Raw genomic sequence first — 18,500 nt, 5'->3', positions numbered from 1 at the left:
GATGCAAATATCTAAAATTACCATCGATAATTTCCGCTCAATTGAACATGCAGAATTAAGCCCGAGCGCATTCAATGTTCTTGTTGGCCAGAATAATCATGGGAAGACGAACTTCTTTGAAGCGATTGAATGGTTCTACAACGGTAGTGGTGATCTAGGGCAGATTGCATTCATGCACGATAGCCAACGCGATGTTTCTGTTGAACTGGAATATACAAACATACAAGCTGGAATCGAGACGGTTAAAAACGAAAAGACAAAGGAGTCGTTCAGGAAGTTTGCTGACGGGCGCGATACCATTCGTGTGGTACGCCGCAAATCAGATGGTGCCAAGCGCTCGCTTTGGGATGAGGAAAAAAACGAATGGTCGCCTAAGAATTTTGCAGGTTTTGATAAGGCATTCAACGACTGTCTGCCGCGACTTCAATATGTTTCCACATCAACACGACTTGCAGAGGTATCGAAGTATGGTAAAAAAACGCCGATTGGCGAAATGCTGTCTGGTGTTCTGACTGCGATTATGGAGACAAGCCCGACGTACAGGCAGTTCCGAGAAAAATTTGAGGAAATGTTTGGCGGCGAGGGCTCTGAAGTACGTGCAGAATTAAATTCTTTGGCAAATAGTGTCAAGGAGCATTTGGAGCAACAGTTTCCAGAATGTTCTCAAGTCACTTTTAGCGTGGCGGAGCCTGCATTCGATGACCTGCTCAAGAATTTTGAAACGTCAATAAATGACGGGATTGAAACCAAGGCAGAGGAAAAGGGTGATGGCATGCAGAGAGCCTTGATGCTCGCCATTATTAAAACCTATTCGGATTATCGGAGGGAAAAAGACGAGCTTGGGAAACGATTCCTATTCCTTATTGATGAAGCCGAGCTGCATTTACACCCAACAGCCCAACGTCAACTAAAAGAGGCGCTCTTGTTGTTGGCGGGAAACGGTGACCAGGTTTTTATTAATACGCATTCGTCAGTGCTAGTTGCCGATAATCATGCTAGCCAACAATTGCTCAAGGTACAAAAGCTAAGCTCGGCGACACATATCACTCCCATTACGGATGTTGATAAACCGCATGTTGTTTATGAGCTGCTTGGTGGTAGTCCTGCGGATTTGCTTTTCCCAAACAATTTTATGATTGTCGAAGGTAGAAGCGAATACGAGTTATTAATTCGCCTGATCAAAAGGTTCTACCAAGACAAGCCAAATTTGCAAATCATATTTGCCGAAGGGGATATTGAGCGGCAAAGAAAATCAATGGATGCAATCAACACAGCGTTTACTCCCCTCAATCAAACAGCGATATATCGCAATCATTTGATTATTCTTTGCGATAAGCCCAATGCTCAACAAGCGGCCGAGTATGAAAAATTTGTTGCCGCCTACCCGCAGCTCTCGGCGAATAATCAGCTTTTCCAATTGGGTGAGAATTCGTTAGAAGAATGTTATCCAGCCACATGGAGAAAGACCGCAGAGGAAGTCGCACAGATGAAATTTCGGCAAAAAACAGACCTTGCCGCCCAAGTGGGCGAAAATATAACAAAGGCGGATTTTGAAACAGGTATGCCAACTATATTCAATGCGCTCAGTGCCGCTTGGGAGAAAGCCCACCAATGAGCAGCCTTCGAAAACAAAAACTCGAACTTACCTGGATCGGTAAGGAAAATCGGCCCAAGCTGGAGCCGCGCATTTTGCTGGAAGACCCGGCGAAGAGTTATCACGCGAAGCACCGGGTGACGGAGAATGACCTCTTCGACAATCGACTGATCTTCGGCGACAACCTGCTGGCGCTGAAGGCGCTGGAGGCTGAGTTTGTTGGGAAGGTGAAGTGCGTCTTCATCGATCCGCCGTACAACACCGGCAGCGCGTTCGAGCATTACGATGATGCACTAGAACACTCAACGTGGCTAGGCCTCATGCGTGATCGACTAGAGGTTATTAGGCGATTGCTTTCACCTACTGGATTCATTTGTTGCCACATCGATGACTCGGAGGGGCACTACTTAAAGGTTTTGATGGATGAGGTTTTTGGTCGGTCAAATTATCTTGTGACGATGTATGTTCAAGTCAGATATGCGGAGAAAACGCTGAAACAAGATATGGCGTTCCACAAGCAGATAGAGCAAATTCATGTTTACCGTAAAGACTATGGAGCGCAACCGAACCAAAATTCCAAGGACTTGTCGTTCGATAAATTTTGTTACTACATCACGGAAAAAGGGGTAGGTAAAACAATTACCTTAGGAGGTAAGACCGTCCAAGTTTTTCAGTCAGGTGAGTGGAAGGTTGAGCGCAAAGAAGGTTCGGCGACCGGGCTAAAGGAAATTTGGGCTACCGGTTCCATTCTGGATGGAAATTCTTCAGGACGATTCTTCCGAGACTATCTCACTGGTCGTGCTTCAGAAGACGGGCTTGGTGTCTTGTACAAAGTTAATGGGATCGGCGATGACGGTTTGGGATATAGATATTTGACTGGGCCAGCGCGTGCGACGGCAACAAAAGGAAAATACTACCAAGGCGTTCCGCTGGCAAAACTGGAGCCCGATGCAGAAGCTCAAACATCACCGATTGAAAATTTCTATGATCTTGCGGGGAGTTTCGGCAACTGTCGGCACGAAGGCGGTGCGGACTTTCGTTCAGGGAAAAAGCCAGAGGCGCTCTTGGAAATCGTGCTGAAACACTTTTCTTCCCCCGGCGACCTCGTCCTCGATTCCTTCGCTGGTTCCGGCACCACCGGTGCAGTCGCCCACAAGATGGGCCGCCGCTGGATCATGGTGGAGCTGGGCGAGCATTGCCACACGCACATCATCCCGCGCCTGCAAAAGGTGATTGACGGCGAGGATACGGGTGGCATTTCCGAAGCTGTGAACTGGCAAGGGGGCGGCGGTTTCCGCTATTACTCGCTCGCGCCTAGCCTGTTGCAGCAGGATTCCTATGGGCAGTGGGTCATCAATAAAGAATATAACGCGGAGATGCTGGCGCAAGCCTTGTGCAAGCTGGAGGGCTTCACCTATGCACCCAGCGATGAACATTACTGGATGCACGGCAATAGTACGGAAAGCGATTTCATCTACGTGACGACGCAAACACTGAATGCGGACCAGTTGCAGGCATTGAGCGACGAGGTGGGAGAAGGCAGGAGCCTGCTGGTGTGTTGCGGTGCATTCCGTGGCGCGGCGGAGCGCTTTCCCAATCTGACTTTGAAGAAAATTCCCAAGATGGTTTTGCAGAAGTGCGAGTGGGGGCATGACGATTACAGCCTGAAGGTCGAGAACTTGCCGCAGGCTGTCCCTCATTCCAGCCCTCTCCCAGTGGAAGAGGGAGTAGAAAAATCAAAGAGCGATAAAAATGCCAATCCTGCCCAAGCTGGACTATTCGCGGGGGATGAGCAATGAGCACTGAAGCCATCGTTCGTTCCGTTTCAGGTCGTCTGAGCTTGCGCGCCCCGCAGGCCGAGAGCTTGGCGCATTTGCATAGCGCGCTGGAGTCTGTGCCTGCATTGCGCGATTCCAAGGCGCGCTCGCCGGAAGAATTGGCGGCGATGATCGCCGCGCTGGCCGCGCAATTCCCAACGCTTTCGGATTTTGAGCGCGAGTTTCCTTCGATGTGTTTTGCACTGGCTACCGGTGTGGGCAAGACGCGGCTGATGGGAGCATTCATCAGTTACCTGCATGCCGCCTATGGCTACAGGCACTTTTTCGTACTGGCACCCAACCTGACCATCTACGACAAGCTGATCCGCGATTTCACGCCCAACACGCCGAAGTACGTGTTCAAGGGCATTGCGGAGTTTGCGACGACCGTGCCGGAGGTGATCACCGGCGACAACTACGAGCAGCGCGGCAGCAAGAGCCTGCTCGGCGGCATCGAGATCAATATTTTCAATATCTCGAAGATCAATTCGGAAGTGCGGGGAGGCAAGTCGCCGCGCATCAAGCGGCTGTCCGAATATTTGGGGCAGAGCTATTTCGAGTATCTGGCTGGTCTGCCCGACCTGGTGTTGATCATGGATGAGTCGCACCGCTACCGCGCCAGCGCGGGTATCAAAGCGCTGAACGATTTGAAGCCGTTGTTGGGCCTTGAGCTGACCGCCACGCCCTTTACCGAAGGCAACAAAGGGCCCGTACCGTTCAAGAACGTGGTGATGGACTATCCGCTGGGTCTGGCAATCGAGGATGGCTTTGTTAAAGAACCTGCGGTGGTTACGCAGCAGAACTTCGACCCTTCCGCGCACAGCGCAGAGGCTCTGGAGCGCATCAAGCTCATGGATGGCGTGCGCGTGCATGAGGAAACCAAGGTTCATTTGCTGACCTATGCACAGCAGAGCGGCGAACCACTGGTGAAGCCCTTCATGCTGGTGATCGCCCGCGATACGACCCATGCCGCTGCGTTGATGGCGTTGGTCCAGTCTGGCGACTTTTTCCATGGCCGCTATCAGGGCAAGGTCATCCAGGTGGATAGCAGCCGATCCGGCGCAGAGGAAGAGGAGATGATCCGGCGCTTGCTGGCGGTGGAAAGCTATGACGAGCCGACCGAGATCGTGATTCACGTCAACATGCTGAAAGAGGGCTGGGACGTAACCAACCTTTACACCATCGTGCCGCTGCGCGCCGCGAATGCCAGGACGTTAATCGAGCAATCCATCGGGCGCGGGCTGCGTTTGCCATATGGCCGCAAGACCGGCGTGGACGAGGTGGATCGCCTGAACATCATTGCGCACGACAAGTTTCAGGAAGTGATCGACGAGGCGGGCAAGGGTGATTCGCCCATCCGCATGCGGGTGCTGAAGCTAGCGCCGGATGGAGATACCGGCACCGGGCTGAAGAGCATCTCTGTGCAGCCGACGGCGAACGTGGTGACGGGAACGATGACGGCAGGCACGCCGCAATTGGCAGCGGGGGCGGCGCAGCACGATTCGACGCAATACGGCACAGCGGCTCCAAGCCTTGTCTTGCACACCAGCGAGGAGCGTCAAATAGCGCAAGTGGCAATGGATGTGATCGCCGAGATCAGCCGGGAAAAGCGGGATGGTCAATCGGTAGTTCCCAGCAGCGCTTCCTTGTCGCAAGAGGACATACAGCAGCAGATCGCCCGGCGCGTGCAAGAGCGCATGATACCCAAGCAAGGCGACCTGCTGGCGACCGAACCGCAGCCGGTGGATGAGATCGTCAAGAAGACCGTGGCGGTATTCGTAGAGCACGCCATCGACATTCCGCGCATATCCGTTGTGCCCAAAGGGCCGGTGAAGTGCGGTTACAAGGCGTTCAAGCTGGATGTGTCGAAGATGAACTTTCAGCCGCAGGATATGGCGTTGATTGGACAGGGGCTGAAAACCGGCAAGCAGGTACTGTATGGTCAATCGTCATCGGTGCTTGAAGAGCGGCTGGAGAATTACATTGTTCGCGAGTTGATCAACTACGATGACATTGACTACGATGAGCACGCGGACTTGATCTACGAACTGTCTGGGCAGGCCGTTGCGCACTTTATGAGCTATCTGAAAACCGAAGATGAGCTGCACAATATTCTCGGTAACCATGGCAAGACGATTTCCGAAAATATCTATCAGCAAATGTCACAGCATTACTTCGAGGACATTTCAGAATCTGATGTCGTGGTAAGCCAAGGCTTCACGCCTCTCAAACCCTGCGCATTCACGGCAGAAGGCGATGTGCTGCCGTTGCATCAGGCACCCGCCGAGAAGAGCAAGATTGCGCAGTATGTGTATGGTGGCTTTGCCAAATGCGCCTACCCGGTGCAGAAGTTCCATTCCGATACCGAGCGCGTTTTGGCGGCGATCCTGGAGCGCGATGCCCGGCGCTGGTTCCGGCCTGTTGCGGGGCAGTTCAACATTTACTATCGCGCGGGAGTGAATCAGCCCGAGTACATTCCAGACTTCGTCGCGGCAACGGCTGAACATAACCTGCTGATCGAAACCAAGGCCGCAAAGGATATGGAAGTCACAGACGTAAAAGCCAAGGCCGATGCGGCGGTGATATGGTGCAAGAATGCCAGCATCTATTCCACTCAGCACGGCGGCAAGCCTTGGAAATATCTACTGATCCCCCACGATGTCGTGGCGAGTAACGTAACCCTTGCTGCTTTGATTGATCGCTTTGCACTGAAATAAGCTAGCGGCGTATCTCGTAGGACAAAAATGCGCGGCATAGACCGCGCATTTTTCATCTTGTTCTGAATTGCGCGTCATCGACTCGCAAATAATTGCCTGAAAATCATATTCCCATTCGGCTTGGCTGGTTGATAGCCGTTCGTGCGCCATCTCTTCGCGTCGGATTGCTGCATGCAGAAGCCGTGTTGAAACAAACTCCCTAAAGCGGTCGTCACTTCAAGCCAACCATTCTGGCTACGGCTAAAAACCGTGGCTGTGCTCGGCTTCGCCTTCCGCGCAGGCCGCACCACTTTTTCGCCTTCGGGCTTTCCGTTCCTCTCTTGCTTTCGACGTTTGCGCTGCCGCGACACGGCTCCAAAACGCATGCAGCAAACCGACAAACGAACGAAGGAGAAAGACCATGGACGCAGCGAACACAACCAGCCAAGCCGAACAAATCAAAACCGACACTCACCAAACCGCATGCGTGAAGAACGAAATCTCTCCAGCCTACGAGGTGCAAATTCGGAGCGAGGAAGAAAACATCATTGCCAAGGCGCTTGAAATTCTTTCGCGCAGGATGCGACAGGCGGAGGCGTTTTTCAGCTCTCCTGCGGCAGTGCGTGACTTTTTGCGGCTGAAGATGGCAGAACTTGAATTTGAGGTTTTTAGCGTGATTTTCCTTGATGCGCAGCATGGCGTGATTGCCACAGAGGAGATGTTTCGTGGAACGCTTACGCAGACCAGCGTTTATCCACGTGAAGTCGTGAAGCGTGCGCTGCATCATAACGCTGCCGCCGTGATTTTCGCGCATAACCACCCGTCTGGATTGTGCGAGCCTAGCAAGGCAGACCAGATGCTGACCGATGCACTCAAGCAAGCCTTGTCACTTGTTGACGTGCGCGCCCTTGACCACTTCATTGTTGCCGGTGCGGACTGCATGAGCTTTGCAGAACGAGGCCTGATTTAAGGGGGCGCCATCATGACAATGACCAACCACAAGACAATAGAGGAGGCGCAGGATGCGTTGCGCTTCCTGCAAGGTTTCATGTCTCATGCACAGCTTGCCACCATCGCTGCCGGAATGCGTGCTGAAGAGCCGCAGCATTTTTTCGATAAGGTGGTGGAAATGGAAAGGCACATTCGCGCGATGCCGAAGACCTACGAGCAGGACGGCGCAGGTGATGAGGCCATCGCGCACCTGCATTACTTCCTGAATGGCTTTGATTGGTACATCACGGAACGAGACATGGAGCGCGAGCAGTTGCAGGCTTTTGGACTGGCCTGCATGGGCGAGGAAGAAATGGGGTATATCAATACCGTGGAGCTTATCCGCAACGGCGCGGAACTGGACCTGTATTTCGAGCCGCGCAGTTTGCGGAAAATATTCGCGGAGCGCGGGTAGATCATGACCGGGCCGGGGGATGAAGTCTCCGGCCTGTGAGCGCGTCGGCCCCCTTGGCAAGGAGGTTGTCTCTGGTTGCCGCTATTTCAATGCTTGGTATTTTTGCCACAAATTTGCCACACTGAAGTGTGGCAACGTGGTTATTTCGAGTTGCTTGCGCTAGTTTGCACTTATCGCAAGTTGTTGATTTGGCGGAGAGGGCGGGATTCGAACCCGCGGTGGGGTATTACCCCACACACGCTTTCCAGGCGTGCGACTTAAACCGCTCATCCACCTCTCCGAAAGGGCGCGCAGGATAAACCAGAACCGGGTTTCAGGCAATCAGAAATGGTCGCGCCACTTGCGCAGGGCGGTGAATGCGCCGAGTTCGCTGCGGCACGGCCAGCCTTGCGCGCGCAGGGTTTTTAACAGGGCAGGTTGTTTGAGACGCAGGAAGGGGTTGGTGGCCTTTTCCAGGCCGAGGGTGAAGGGCACGGTGGGGCGGTTGGCGGCACGCAGTTGCCGCGTCTGCTCGATGCGCTGCAGGATGTCCGGGTTGTCGGGTTCGCACGCGAGTGCGAACGGCAGATCGAGCGCGGTGTATTCGTGCGCGCAATAGACCTGCGTGGCATCGGGCAGGGTCGCCAGGCGTTGCAATGAGTGATGCAGTTGTTCGAGGGGGCCTTCAAAATTTCGGCCGCAGCCCGCGCCAAACATCACGTCGCCACAAAACACGGCTCCGTTCGTGACGTAGGCGAGATGATCGCTGATATGTCCGGGCACTTCCCAGATGCGGAATTCGATGGCGGGCGATTGCAGCAGGAGTTGATCCTTCTCGCGCAGGGGGTGGGTGATGTGCGGGTTCTGCGGATGGCTGTGTCCGTACACCGGCACGTTATATACTTCGCGCAGTTCGGCGATGCCGCCGATGTGGTCGCGATGGCGGTGGGTGCAGAGGATGGCGGCGAGTTCGAGCCCGCTGTCGCGCAGGAAAGCCCGCACGGGCGCAGCCTCGCCGGGATCGACGAGGGCGACATGGGTGTGGTCGTGGATCGCCCAGATGTAGTTGTCTTGCAGGGCAGGGATGGCGGTGATGGTCAACATGATGGGTCAGCGGGTTCGATGCCGAATTCTAAAGTAATCTCGAACAGTTTGAGCGAATGGTTCGCCACCGAGCAGGGCGGCTATGTGCTGCGGCGCGAGCGGGAATATTTCGATCGGACGGTGGCAGATATTTTTGGCTACAACGCGCTGCAACTGGGGCTGCCGGAGCAAAATTTCCTGGCCAATAGCCGGATGCCGCTGCGTTTTACCGCGGGCAACCAGCCGGGAAATGCGGTGCGCCTGGTCTGTGGCGAGTTACCGTTTGCCAGTGCCAGTCTCGATCTGGTGCTGATGCCGCACGTGCTCGAATTTGCGCAGAACCCGCATCAGATCATCCGCGAGGCGGAACGGGTGCTGATGCCGGAGGGTAGTCTGATCTTGAGCGGGTTCAATCCGTTCAGCCTATGGGGTATGCATCGTGCCCTGGGCAGGAAGCAGGGGATTCCGTGGAGCGGCCGCTTCATTGCGCTGCCCCGTTTGAAGGATTGGCTGGCATTGCTGGGCTTTGAGGTGGCGGGCGGGCGTTTTGCCGCCTATGCGCCGCCCTTTCGCCAGCAGAAGTGGCTGGAGCGCGCGTCTTTTATGGAACGTGCCGGAGATCGCTGGTGGGCGGTCAGCGGCGGCCTCTATTTTTTGCACGCGATAAAGCGGGTGCCCGGCATGCGTCTGATCAAGCCGAAATGGAATGAAGGATTGGTGCGCAAGCTGTTGCCGGCGACGCCAAAGTTGAACAATGGGGTGCAAAAAGTGGAACGCGATGAGTGATGTGGTTGAAATTTTCAGTGATGGTGCCTGCAAGGGGAATCCGGGTGTCGGCGGTTGGGGCGCGCTGTTGCGCACCAAGGGCAAGGAGCGCGAATTGTGCGGCGGCGAGGCGCACACCACCAACAATCGCATGGAGCTGATGGCCGCCATCATGGCGCTGGAAACGCTGACGCGCCCGTGCCGGGTGCGTTTGCATACCGATTCAAAATACGTGCTGCAGGGCATTACCGAATGGCTGGCCGGCTGGAAACAGCGCGGCTGGAAAACGGCCGGCAAACAGGCGGTGAAGAACGAGGATCTGTGGCGCAGACTCGACGCGGCAACAGGCCGGCATCAAATCGAGTGGGTGTGGGTCAAGGGGCATTCCGGCCATGACGGCAACGAACGTGCCGACGCGTTGGCGAATCGCGGTATCGAAGAATTGAGGGAGCGCGCATGAGAAAGATCGTGCTGGACACGGAAACGACGGGACTTGATCCCAGGCTGGGACACCGCATCATCGAGGTCGCCGCAATCGAACTGGACGGGCGCAAAGTTTCGGGACGCACCTTTCACCGTTATCTCAATCCGGAACGCGAGATCGACGAGGGCGCGGCGGCGGTGCACGGGCTGACCCTGGAGCGTTTGCAGGATGAGGCGAAGTTCAGCGAGATCGCGCCCGCATTGCTCGAGTTCCTGGAGGGGGCCGAGCTGATCATCCATAACGCGCCCTTCGATCTCGGATTTCTCAATACCGAGCTGGAGCGCATCGGCTTGCCCGCCCTGCAGAATCCCGTGATCGACACCCTGAAGGTGGCGAAGGATTTGCACCCGGGCAAGAAGAACAATCTGAATGCCCTGTGCGACCGCTATCAGATCGACAATTCGCATCGCACCCTGCATGGCGCGCTGCTGGATACGGAATTGCTGGCCGAGGTCTATCTGGGCATGACGCGCGGGCAGGAAAGTCTGCTGGCAGAAATCGACGATGAGCGCGCAACCGAGCTGGGCACAGAAGGCGGCCGGGTTGCGCTGGCCGTGCGCGTGCTGGCCGCCAGTGCCGACGAACTGGCGTTGCATGAAGCGCAGTTGAACGATATTGATAAGGCAAGCAAGGGCAATTGTCTGTGGCGCCAGCCCGATGCGCTGACATGAAAACCAAACTCCCCGCGCCGGAACGATTCGATGCCATGATTATCGGCGCCGGCGCGGCAGGCATGATGTGTGCCCTGATCGCCGCGCAAGGCGGACGCTCGGTCCTGCTGCTCGACCAGGCGCGCCAGCTGGCGGAAAAGATTCGCATCTCCGGCGGCGGGCGCTGCAACTTCACCCATCTGCATGCGTCCCCGCAAAACTATCTTTCGCACAACCCGGATTTCTGCCGTTCCGCGCTGGCGCGCTACACCCCGCAGCACTTCATCGCCCTGCTGGAACGGCATGGCCTGCATTACCACGAGAAAACGGCGGGGCAACTGTTCTGCGACGAGGGCTCGGAGGCCATTATCGCTTTGCTCAAGGCCGAATGTGATGCGGCGGGGGTGCGCTGGTGCATGCCGTGCACGGTTACCCGGATTACGCGGGACGAAATGTTCAGGGTGGTGACGACGCGCGGCGAATATCATGCCGCCGCGCTGGTCATCGCCAGCGGCGGCTTGTCCATCCCCAAGATTGGCGCAACGCCGTTTGGTTACCAGGTCGCCAACCAGTTCGAGGTCCCCGTGACCCCCCTTAAACCGGGGCTGGTTCCGCTCACGTTCGCGCCGCAGGAATGGGAGCGCTATGCGGCGCTGGCGGGCGTGTCGCTGGAGGCCGTGGTGAGCTGTGGCCGGCAGCGCTTTCGCGGCGATTTGCTGTTCACGCATCGCGGCTTGAGCGGCCCCGCCATCCTGCAGATATCGTCGTACTGGGAACAGGGGCACCCCCTTTCCATCGATCTGTTGCCCGACACGGACTTGTCCGGTTTGTTCGTCGCACAGCGCGGCAGCAGGATGTTGCTGGGCAATTTCCTCGCGCAGTACCTGCCGAAACGTCTGGCCGAGATCGTCGCCACGCAATGGCTGGAGAACAAACCGCTCGATCAGCTTGCGGGGAAAGCGCTGCGCGCACTGGCGGACAGGCTGAAGGATTGGCGCATCACCCCGAGCGGAACACTGGGTTACAGCAAGGCGGAAGTGACCTGCGGCGGAGTGGATACGCGCGCACTGTCGTCAAAGACGATGGCGTGCAACGATGTTCCGGGGCTGTATTTCATTGGCGAGGTCGTTGATGTAACGGGGCAACTCGGTGGTTATAACTTCCAGTGGGCATGGGCGTCCGGTCACGCTGCGGGTATTGCCATTCGCGGGAAATAATGATGATTGAAACCGAACTCAAGCTGCATATCGCTGCCGGGCACCTCGCTGTGTTGCGGCGCCATCCTTTTTTGCGCGCGCTTTCCGTGGCGCCCGCCCGCACGGTCAAGTTGTACAGCGTGTATTACGACACGGCCGAACTGAAATTGCGCCGGCATGGAATGGCCTTGCGCTTGCGCCGCATCGGGACACGATGGGTGCAGACGCTGAAGGGGGGCGGGCAGGTGAGCGCGGGGTTGCACCAGCGCAACGAGTGGGAAATGCCCGTTGCCGCCGAACAGCTTGATTTCGATGCTTTGGCACGGAGTGGCGGGGTGTTGCCGCGCGGCGTTCGCCGGCATTTGCAACCGGTGTTCGTCACGGATTTTTCCCGCAGCATCCGGCTGCTGGATTTTGAGGGCGCGCGGATCGAACTGGGCCTGGACAGCGGCGAGATTCGTGCCGGGCGTTCGCTTTTTCCCATTTCCGAAGTGGAGCTGGAACTCAAGTCCGGCGAGCCTATGCAATTGTTCAGGCTGGCCTTGGCTCTGCTCGATCTTGTTCCGCTGCGCGTCGAGCACACGAGCAAGGCGGAATACGGCTATCGCCTGTTCGCGGCCGGCAATCCCGCGCCGGTCAAGGGCAGTTTTCCGGTGCTGCACAGAGGGCAACATCCCGCTGCCGCCTTGCAGGCCATGATGGTTGCCTGTCTGGCACAGGTACAGGCCAACGTGCCCGGTGCGCTGCTTGAACTGGACGAGGAATACCTGCATCAGGTGCGGGTCGGATTGCGCCGCCTGCGCGTCGTGCTGGCCATCGCGCGACGCGTGCACGATGATGCGGAAGCGACCGCTTTGCGCGAGCAGGTGGCGCGCCTGTGCACGGACCTGGGGCGCGCGCGCGAATGGGATGTGTTCGTTTCCCAGACCCTGCGTACCGTGGCTGCCCGGTTGCCCGATGATTCCGGAATACGCGCCCTGTTGCAGGCGAGCGAACGCAAGCGCAAGCAATTGCATGCGGCAACAGTGGACAGCCTCGACTCGCCAGATTTTCAGCGCATGCTGCTGCGCTTTGGCGCCTGGCTGCAATCCGCACAGTGGCAGGAGCCGGGTATTCCGCTGCAGCGGTTTGCCCGCCGGATTTTGCAGAAACAGCAACGCAAAGTTCTCGCGCAAGGCGCGGCGTTGCAGGCGAATCCCGCGCAGTTGCATGCGCTGCGGGTGGCCTGCAAGAAATTGCGCTACAGCGTGGAGATGTTTGCTTCCCTGTTTGCGGCGGCCGGAGGCAAAGCCTACCTGGCGAAATTGTCCGCAGTCCAGGACGACCTGGGGGCGCTGCATGACATTGCCATTGCCGACCAGTTGCTGGCCGAGTTGGACGGCAGGCAGCGGCGCGATACACTTGAATTCGTCCGTGGCTGGATCGGACATGAATACGCCGGGCGTGTTGCCAAATTTGCCAGGGGATGGCGACGCCTGGCACGCGCGGATGCATTCTGGGATTGAGATGAACTGTAAAGGGCAGTGCCGATGACGAAAAAAATGACCCCCTTGCGCGTTCCGGTGACGCAGGGCCTGAAAGACATCTATGCGATGGATATGCACCTGCCTTATCAGGCCGCGTGCGACGGGCGCTTCAGCGTGACGGCGTTCGGGCGTCTGGCGGCGGCCATTTCGGTCGTGCGCACGGCGCTGGTGCAAAAGAACGCGCAAATTCCGGATGCGGTGGCGACGCTGGATACGGCGATCGGCGTTTTGCTGGCAGTCCGTTCGCGCGGCGATGCGACCGGGCAGTGGGAGATCAATGCGGACGAGCGTCCCGTCGTACTGGCGGGAATCGAAGCGGCCGAGGCCTGCATCGGTGTGCTCGATGTTGCATTGCTGGCGCAGACGGCGGCGCTGCTGCAGGAGCAACTGGCGCAGGAATGATTTCGGGATGATTCCGCGACAAGACTGGAGGCGGACCCAGAGTCGAACTGGGCTCTACGGATTTGCAATCCGTTCTTGACCATATGAGAAGGAACCTCATTTCAATCTCCCAAAGGATTGGGACACCAAAATGTGACACCTTGGTATAGCGGAAAAAGAAAAGCCGTTGATTTCTCAACGGCTTAACTAATGCTGGCGGAGTGGACGGGACTCGAACCCGCGACCCCCGGCGTGACAGGCCGGTATTCTAACCAACTGAACTACCACTCCATAAACTTTTACTGCCATTCTGGTGGGTGCTGACGGGATCGAACCGCCGACAATCGCCTTGTAAGGGCGGTGCTCTACCAGCTGAGCTAAGCACCCTTGGAAAGCGGCGCATTATACAGAAACTTTAATTTTTGCCAACCGAAGAATCACAAAAGAGTGCAAACCGGCTTGCCGGAAAGTGAATGGGCGCGGCGCAAAGCCGCTCGCCGCGCCATTCACCTCGCAGATCAATGCTTGAGAGCGATTGCCGGATTGGATTCGGCAATCGCAGCCGGAGGCACCACGGGCGCTTCGGGTTCGGGCAGGGGTTCCGGCTTGCGCTCCAGCGCCAGTTCCAGCACCTGTTCGATCCATTTGACCGGATGGATGTCGAGCTTGTTCTTCACGTTATCCGGAATCTCGACCAGGTCCTTGACGTTCTCTTCCGGGACCAGCACCACCTTGATGCCCCCGCGCTGCGCGGCCAGCAGTTTTTCCTTGAGCCCGCCGATCGGCAATATCTCGCCGCGCAGCGTGATCTCGCCGGTCATCGCCACATCGGCGCGCACCGGAATCCCAGTCAGCGCCGACACGATGGCGGTGCAGATTCCCGCGCCGGCACTTGGGCCGTCCTTCGGCGTCGCGCCTTCCGGCAGGTGGATATGCAGATCGTTCTTCTCGTAGAAGTTCTCCGGGATGCCGAGGGAACGGGCGCGGCGGCGCACCACGCTGAGCGCGGCCTGAATCGATTCCTGCATCACCTCGCCCAAAGTGCCGGTTGTTGTCGTTTTGCCTTTGCCGGGAAGGACCGCCGTTTCGATGGTCAACAATTCGCCGCCCACCTCCGTCCAGGCCAGACCGGTGACCTGACCGACCTGATTGTTCTTTTCGGCAATGCCATAGCTGTAGCGTCGAACGCCCAGATATTTGTCCAGATTGCGCGCGCTGACCGTGACCTTGCGCACCTGGTCCTTCGTCAGCAATGCTTTCACGATCTTGCGGCAGATTTTTGAAAGCTCGCGTTCCAGGCCGCGCACCCCCGCCTCGCGCGTGTAGTAGCGCAGGATGTCGCGAATGGCGCTTTCCGAAACATTGACCTCTTCCGGCTTGAGGCCGCTGTTCTTGATTGCCTTCGGCAACAAATAGCGGATCGCGATATTGACCTTCTCGTCTTCCGTGTAGCTCGACACGTGGATCACCTCCATGCGGTCGAGCAACGGCGCGGGTATGTTCATGCTGTTGGAGGTGGCAACGAACATCACGTCCGACAGGTCGTACTCGACCTCCACATAGTGATCGACGAACGTATGGTTCTGCTCCGGATCGAGCACTTCGAGCAACGCCGACGAGGGGTCGCCGCGGAAGTCCATCCCCATCTTGTCCACTTCATCCAGCAGGAACAGCGGGTTCTTTACCCCGGCCTTGCTCATGTTTTGCAGAATCTTGCCGGACATCGAGCCGATGTAGGTGCGGCGGTGGCCGCGAATCTCCGATTCGTCGCGCACGCCGCCCAGCGACATGCGCACGAACTTGCGATTGGTGGCGCGCGCGATGGATTGCCCCAGCGAGGTCTTGCCCACCCCCGGCGGACCGACCAGGCAGAGGATGGGCGCTTTCATCTTTTCCACGCGCTGTTGCACCGCGAGATATTCGACGATGCGTTCCTTGACCTTTTCGAGTCCGTAGTGATCCGCCTCCAGAATTTCTTCCGCGTGCTTGAGGTCCGTGTCGATCTTGGTCTTTTTCTTCCACGGCAAGCCGATCAGCACATCGATGTAATTGCGCACCACGGTCGCCTCGGCCGACATCGGCGACATCAGGCGCAGCTTCTTCAGTTCGGATTCTGCCTTGGCGCGCGCCTCCTTCGGCATGTGCGCCGCCTTGATCTTTTTCTCGATCTCCTCGATATCGGCGCCGTCCTCGCCCTCGCCCAGTTCCTTCTGGATCGCCTTGACCTGCTCGTTCAGGTAATACTCGCGCTGGCTCTTTTCCATCTGCCGTTTGACGCGGCCACGGATGCGCTTCTCCACCTGCATGATGTCCAGCTCGGCCTCGAGCAATCCAAGCAGATGTTCCAGACGTTTGCGCACGTCGAAAATCTCCAGCACTTCCTGCTTCTGTTCCAGCTTGAGCGGCAGATGGGCGGCAATGGTATCGGCCAGGCGACCGGCATCGTCAATGCCCGCGAGGGAAGTCAGGATTTCCGGGGGGATTTTCTTGTTCAGCTTCACGTACTGGTCGAACTGGCTGATCAGCGCGCGACGCATCGCCTCGGCTTCGCTGTCCGGGTGTTCATCCAGCGGGACGGTTTCAATTTCCGCATCCAGATGGGACTGGTCATCTACCACGCGGACGACCTTGGCGCGCTGAATGCCCTCCACCAGCACCTTGACCGTGCCGTCCGGCAATTTGAGCATCTGCAAAATATTCGCAATGCTGCCGATGCGATAGATGTCTTCGGTCGCCGGTTCGTCCTTGGCGGCCGATTTTTGCGCGACCAGGATGATGCTTTTCCCGGCCTCCATCGCGGTCTCCAGTGCCTTGATCGATTTGGCGCGTCCGACGAACAAGGGGATGACCATGTGGGGAAAAACCACGACGTCGCGCAGGGGCAAGAGCGGAAACAGGTTCGCGAGTTCTGGATTGGTATTGGATTCGGTCATGGCAGTCGGATTGAGTTAGCGTGGCGTTCGAGGTGGGGGCGCGAAAACGCAATTCAAGCCCGCACCCCGTTCAAGCCACTTTGGGCGTATCGGCGTACATGATTATTGGAGCGATTTCGCCGGTCCCGGTTTCATCCAGCACGACTTTTTCCACCTTGTCGGTAGAAGGGAGATCGAACATGGTGTCCAGCAAAGCCTGCTCAAGAATGGAACGCAACCCGCGCGCGCCCGTCTTGCGCGCCAGCGCTTTTTTGGCAACGACGTCCAGCACGTGATCGGTGAATTCGAGTTCCACCCCTTCCATGGCCAGCAATTTCTGATACTGCTTGGTCAGGGCATTGGTCGGTTCGGTCAAAATCCTCACCAGTGCGGCCTCATCCAGCCCTTCCAGCGTCGCCACCACGGGCAGACGTCCGACAAACTCGGGAATCAAGCCGAACTTGATCAGGTCTTCGGGTTCCACTTCGCGCAGCACCTTGCCCACATCCTGGCTATCTTCACGTTTGGCCAGATTCGCGGAAAAACCGATCCCGGCCTTCTCCGAACGGTTGCGGATGACTTTTTCCAGACCGTCGAAGGCGCCGCCGCAAATGAACAGGATATTGGTGGTATCGACCTGCAGGAAATCGGTATTGGGATGCTTGCGCCCGCCCTGCGGGGGAATGGAGGCCTTGGTGCCCTCGATCAATTTCAGCAGCGCCTGCTGCACCCCTTCGCCGGATACATCGCGTGTGATCGACGGGTTGTCCGACTTGCGCGAGATCTTGTCGATCTCGTCCACATAGACGATCCCGCGTTGCGCCCGCTCGACATCGTAGTCGCAGGCCTGCAGCAGTTTCTGGATGATGTTCTCGACGTCCTCACCCACATAGCCCGCCTCGGTCAGGGTTGTCGCGTCCGCCATCACGAAGGGCACATTGAGCAACCTGGCCAGTGTCTGTGCCAGCAGCGTCTTGCCCGAACCGGTGGGGCCGATCAGCAGGATGTTGCTTTTCGCCAGCTCGACCCCGTCGTCGTTCTTGTGTTTCAGGCGCTTGTAGTGGTTGTACACCGCGACCGAAAGGATCTTCTTGGCCTGGCGCTGCCCGATCACATATTCGTCCAGGCGCTCGCAAATCTCGTGCGGCGTCGGCAAATCGTGTTTGTCGGACTTGCCCCCCTCGACCGTCGCCTGGGTTTCTTCGCGGATAATATCGTTGCAGAGCGCCACACATTCATCGCAGACGAAGACCGATGGCCCGGCGATCAGTTTCCTCACCTCGTGCTGGCTCTTGCCGCAGAACGAACAATACAGCAGCTTGTCGCCCTTGTTGATTTCAGTGGTCATCTCGCTCCTCCTTCCCGTTGCGGCCGCTTGCGCGGGTCAAACTCGCTTGTCCAGAACCTGGTCGATCAGACCATAGTTCACCGATTCGGTTGCAGTCAGGAAATTGTCGCGCTCGCTGTCGCGCGCGATTTCTTCCACACCGCGCCCGGTGTGCAGCGCCATCAGCGCGTACAGCCGCTCGCGCAGGCTCAATATGTACTTGGCATGAATCTCGATATCGGTCGCCTGCCCCTGGAACCCGCCCAGCGGCTGGTGAATCATGACCGTCGAGTTGGGCAAGGCAAAACGTTTGCCCTTCGCGCCCGCCTGCAACAGGAACGCCCCCATCGAGGCCGCCATGCCGATGCAGAGGGTCGAGACCTGCGGCTTGATGAACTGCATGGTGTCATAGATCGCCATGCCGGCCGAAATCGAGCCGCCCGGAGAGTTGATGTACAGATGAATATCCTTGTCCGGATTCTCCGATTCAAGGAACAGCAACTGCGCCACCACCAGGTTCGCCACGTGATCGTCGATCGGGCCGACAAGAAAGATCACCCGCTCTTTCAGCAGGCGCGAGTAGATGTCGTAGGCACGCTCGCCGCGGCCGCTGGTCTCCACCACCATCGGGATCAGGCCGGAGTCTTGCGGTTCCATCGAATTTTTCATCGCGCCAAGCCTCATC

At 57.4% G+C, this 18,500-nt stretch carries 15 protein-coding genes and 3 tRNA genes; 11 read left to right on the top strand and 7 right to left on the bottom strand.

Going from position 1 to position 18,500, the window contains the following annotated elements; genetic code table 11:
• Position 1 precedes the first annotated feature (1 nt).
• The 5 genes from ACKTSJ_RS07875 (at position 2) to ACKTSJ_RS07855 (ending at position 7,512) form a co-directional block, all read left to right on the top strand.
• Positions 2-1,615 carry an ATP-dependent nuclease gene (locus tag ACKTSJ_RS07875; protein ID WP_407899056.1) on the top strand — a complete coding sequence of 538 codons (1,614 nt, stop codon included), beginning with the start codon at positions 2-4 and terminating at the stop codon, positions 1,613-1,615.
• Positions 1,612-3,393, top strand: a complete 1,782-nt coding sequence (locus ACKTSJ_RS07870) for a site-specific DNA-methyltransferase (RefSeq protein ID WP_407899054.1) — start codon at positions 1,612-1,614, stop codon at positions 3,391-3,393. The genes ACKTSJ_RS07875 and ACKTSJ_RS07870 overlap by 4 nt, the downstream gene beginning before the upstream one ends.
• The gene (locus ACKTSJ_RS07865; protein ID WP_407899052.1) at positions 3,390-6,128 is read left to right on the top strand and encodes a DEAD/DEAH box helicase; all 2,739 of its coding nucleotides are present in this window, start codon (positions 3,390-3,392) and stop codon (positions 6,126-6,128) included. Before ACKTSJ_RS07870 ends, ACKTSJ_RS07865 begins: the two co-directional genes overlap by 4 nt.
• A 400-nt stretch (positions 6,129-6,528) precedes the next feature.
• Complete coding sequence (gene radC / locus ACKTSJ_RS07860) at positions 6,529-7,077, top strand: DNA repair protein RadC (RefSeq protein ID WP_407899050.1); 549 nt, start codon at positions 6,529-6,531, stop codon at positions 7,075-7,077.
• A 12-nt stretch (positions 7,078-7,089) separates the two neighbouring features.
• On the top strand, positions 7,090-7,512 hold the full coding sequence (locus tag ACKTSJ_RS07855) for a hypothetical protein (RefSeq protein ID WP_407899048.1): 423 nt from the start codon (positions 7,090-7,092) through the stop codon (positions 7,510-7,512).
• A 189-nt stretch (positions 7,513-7,701) separates the two neighbouring features.
• Here ACKTSJ_RS07855 and ACKTSJ_RS07850 read toward each other — a convergent pair.
• Together ACKTSJ_RS07850 and gloB are read right to left on the bottom strand one after the other, a co-directional pair.
• Positions 7,702-7,792, bottom strand: a tRNA-Ser gene (locus ACKTSJ_RS07850).
• 41 nt (positions 7,793-7,833) lie between these two features.
• On the bottom strand, positions 7,834-8,595 hold the full coding sequence (gloB, locus tag ACKTSJ_RS07845) for a hydroxyacylglutathione hydrolase (RefSeq protein WP_407899046.1): 762 nt from the start codon (positions 8,593-8,595) through the stop codon (positions 7,834-7,836).
• An 18-nt stretch (positions 8,596-8,613) separates the two neighbouring features.
• Here gloB and ACKTSJ_RS07840 point away from each other — a divergent pair, with 18 nt between their 5' ends.
• The 6 genes from ACKTSJ_RS07840 to ACKTSJ_RS07815 are packed head-to-tail and all read left to right on the top strand — an operon-like array spanning position 8,614 to position 13,597.
• Complete coding sequence (locus ACKTSJ_RS07840; protein ID WP_407899044.1) at positions 8,614-9,360, top strand: class I SAM-dependent methyltransferase; 747 nt, start codon at positions 8,614-8,616, stop codon at positions 9,358-9,360.
• A complete protein-coding gene (gene rnhA, locus ACKTSJ_RS07835) occupies positions 9,353-9,799 on the top strand; it encodes a ribonuclease HI (RefSeq protein ID WP_407899042.1) in 447 nt (148 codons plus the stop codon). Before ACKTSJ_RS07840 ends, rnhA begins: the two co-directional genes overlap by 8 nt.
• Positions 9,796-10,494 (top strand): DNA polymerase III subunit epsilon, encoded by a 699-nt coding sequence (gene dnaQ, locus ACKTSJ_RS07830; protein ID WP_407899040.1) that lies wholly within the window; start codon positions 9,796-9,798, stop codon positions 10,492-10,494. Before rnhA ends, dnaQ begins: the two co-directional genes overlap by 4 nt.
• Positions 10,491-11,690 carry an NAD(P)/FAD-dependent oxidoreductase gene (locus ACKTSJ_RS07825; protein ID WP_407899038.1) on the top strand — a complete coding sequence of 400 codons (1,200 nt, stop codon included), beginning with the start codon at positions 10,491-10,493 and terminating at the stop codon, positions 11,688-11,690. Before dnaQ ends, ACKTSJ_RS07825 begins: the two co-directional genes overlap by 4 nt.
• Before the next feature lie 2 nt (positions 11,691-11,692).
• A complete protein-coding gene (locus ACKTSJ_RS07820; protein WP_407899036.1) occupies positions 11,693-13,174 on the top strand; it encodes a CHAD domain-containing protein in 1,482 nt (493 codons plus the stop codon).
• Positions 13,175-13,198: 24 nt separating this feature from the next.
• The gene (locus tag ACKTSJ_RS07815; protein ID WP_407899034.1) at positions 13,199-13,597 is read left to right on the top strand and encodes a hypothetical protein; all 399 of its coding nucleotides are present in this window, start codon (positions 13,199-13,201) and stop codon (positions 13,595-13,597) included.
• 193 nt (positions 13,598-13,790) lie between these two features.
• Here the strand turns inward: ACKTSJ_RS07815 and ACKTSJ_RS07810 are convergent.
• The 5 genes from ACKTSJ_RS07810 to clpP form a co-directional block, all read right to left on the bottom strand.
• Positions 13,791-13,867, bottom strand: a tRNA-Asp gene (locus tag ACKTSJ_RS07810).
• Positions 13,868-13,887: 20 nt separating this feature from the next.
• Positions 13,888-13,963, bottom strand: a tRNA-Val gene (locus ACKTSJ_RS07805).
• Positions 13,964-14,094: 131 nt separating this feature from the next.
• On the bottom strand, positions 14,095-16,509 hold the full coding sequence (gene lon / locus ACKTSJ_RS07800; RefSeq protein ID WP_407899033.1) for an endopeptidase La: 2,415 nt from the start codon (positions 16,507-16,509) through the stop codon (positions 14,095-14,097).
• Between the two features lie 70 nt (positions 16,510-16,579).
• The gene (gene clpX, locus ACKTSJ_RS07795; RefSeq protein ID WP_407899031.1) at positions 16,580-17,836 is read right to left on the bottom strand and encodes an ATP-dependent Clp protease ATP-binding subunit ClpX; all 1,257 of its coding nucleotides are present in this window, start codon (positions 17,834-17,836) and stop codon (positions 16,580-16,582) included.
• A gap of 36 nt (positions 17,837-17,872) precedes the next feature.
• On the bottom strand, positions 17,873-18,499 hold the full coding sequence (gene clpP / locus ACKTSJ_RS07790; RefSeq protein WP_407899029.1) for an ATP-dependent Clp endopeptidase proteolytic subunit ClpP: 627 nt from the start codon (positions 18,497-18,499) through the stop codon (positions 17,873-17,875).
• Between the last annotated feature and the right edge of the window lies 1 nt (position 18,500).

The sequence above is a fragment of the Ferrigenium sp. UT5 genome (assembly GCF_045866295.1).
Taxonomy (GTDB): Bacteria; Pseudomonadota; Gammaproteobacteria; order Burkholderiales; family Gallionellaceae; genus Sideroxyarcus.
This window is presented reverse-complemented; position numbering and strand designations above follow the sequence as displayed.

Coding starts and splice junctions, on each gene's coding strand:
- radC (WP_407899050.1), top strand. CDS start 6,529: ATGGACGCAGCGAACACAACCAGCCAAGCCGAACAAATCAAAACCGAC.
- dnaQ (WP_407899040.1), top strand. CDS start 9,796: ATGAGAAAGATCGTGCTGGACACGGAAACGACGGGACTTGATCCCAGG.
- ACKTSJ_RS07825 (WP_407899038.1), top strand. CDS start 10,491: ATGAAAACCAAACTCCCCGCGCCGGAACGATTCGATGCCATGATTATC.
- ACKTSJ_RS07855 (WP_407899048.1), top strand. CDS start 7,090: ATGACAATGACCAACCACAAGACAATAGAGGAGGCGCAGGATGCGTTG.
- lon (WP_407899033.1), bottom strand. CDS start 16,509: ATGACCGAATCCAATACCAATCCAGAACTCGCGAACCTGTTTCCGCTC.
- clpX (WP_407899031.1), bottom strand. CDS start 17,836: ATGACCACTGAAATCAACAAGGGCGACAAGCTGCTGTATTGTTCGTTC.
- ACKTSJ_RS07875 (WP_407899056.1), top strand. CDS start 2: ATGCAAATATCTAAAATTACCATCGATAATTTCCGCTCAATTGAACAT.
- rnhA (WP_407899042.1), top strand. CDS start 9,353: ATGAGTGATGTGGTTGAAATTTTCAGTGATGGTGCCTGCAAGGGGAAT.
- ACKTSJ_RS07820 (WP_407899036.1), top strand. CDS start 11,693: ATGATTGAAACCGAACTCAAGCTGCATATCGCTGCCGGGCACCTCGCT.
- ACKTSJ_RS07870 (WP_407899054.1), top strand. CDS start 1,612: ATGAGCAGCCTTCGAAAACAAAAACTCGAACTTACCTGGATCGGTAAG.
- ACKTSJ_RS07815 (WP_407899034.1), top strand. CDS start 13,199: ATGACGAAAAAAATGACCCCCTTGCGCGTTCCGGTGACGCAGGGCCTG.
- gloB (WP_407899046.1), bottom strand. CDS start 8,595: ATGTTGACCATCACCGCCATCCCTGCCCTGCAAGACAACTACATCTGG.
- ACKTSJ_RS07840 (WP_407899044.1), top strand. CDS start 8,614: ATGCCGAATTCTAAAGTAATCTCGAACAGTTTGAGCGAATGGTTCGCC.
- ACKTSJ_RS07865 (WP_407899052.1), top strand. CDS start 3,390: ATGAGCACTGAAGCCATCGTTCGTTCCGTTTCAGGTCGTCTGAGCTTG.
- clpP (WP_407899029.1), bottom strand. CDS start 18,499: ATGAGGCTTGGCGCGATGAAAAATTCGATGGAACCGCAAGACTCCGGC.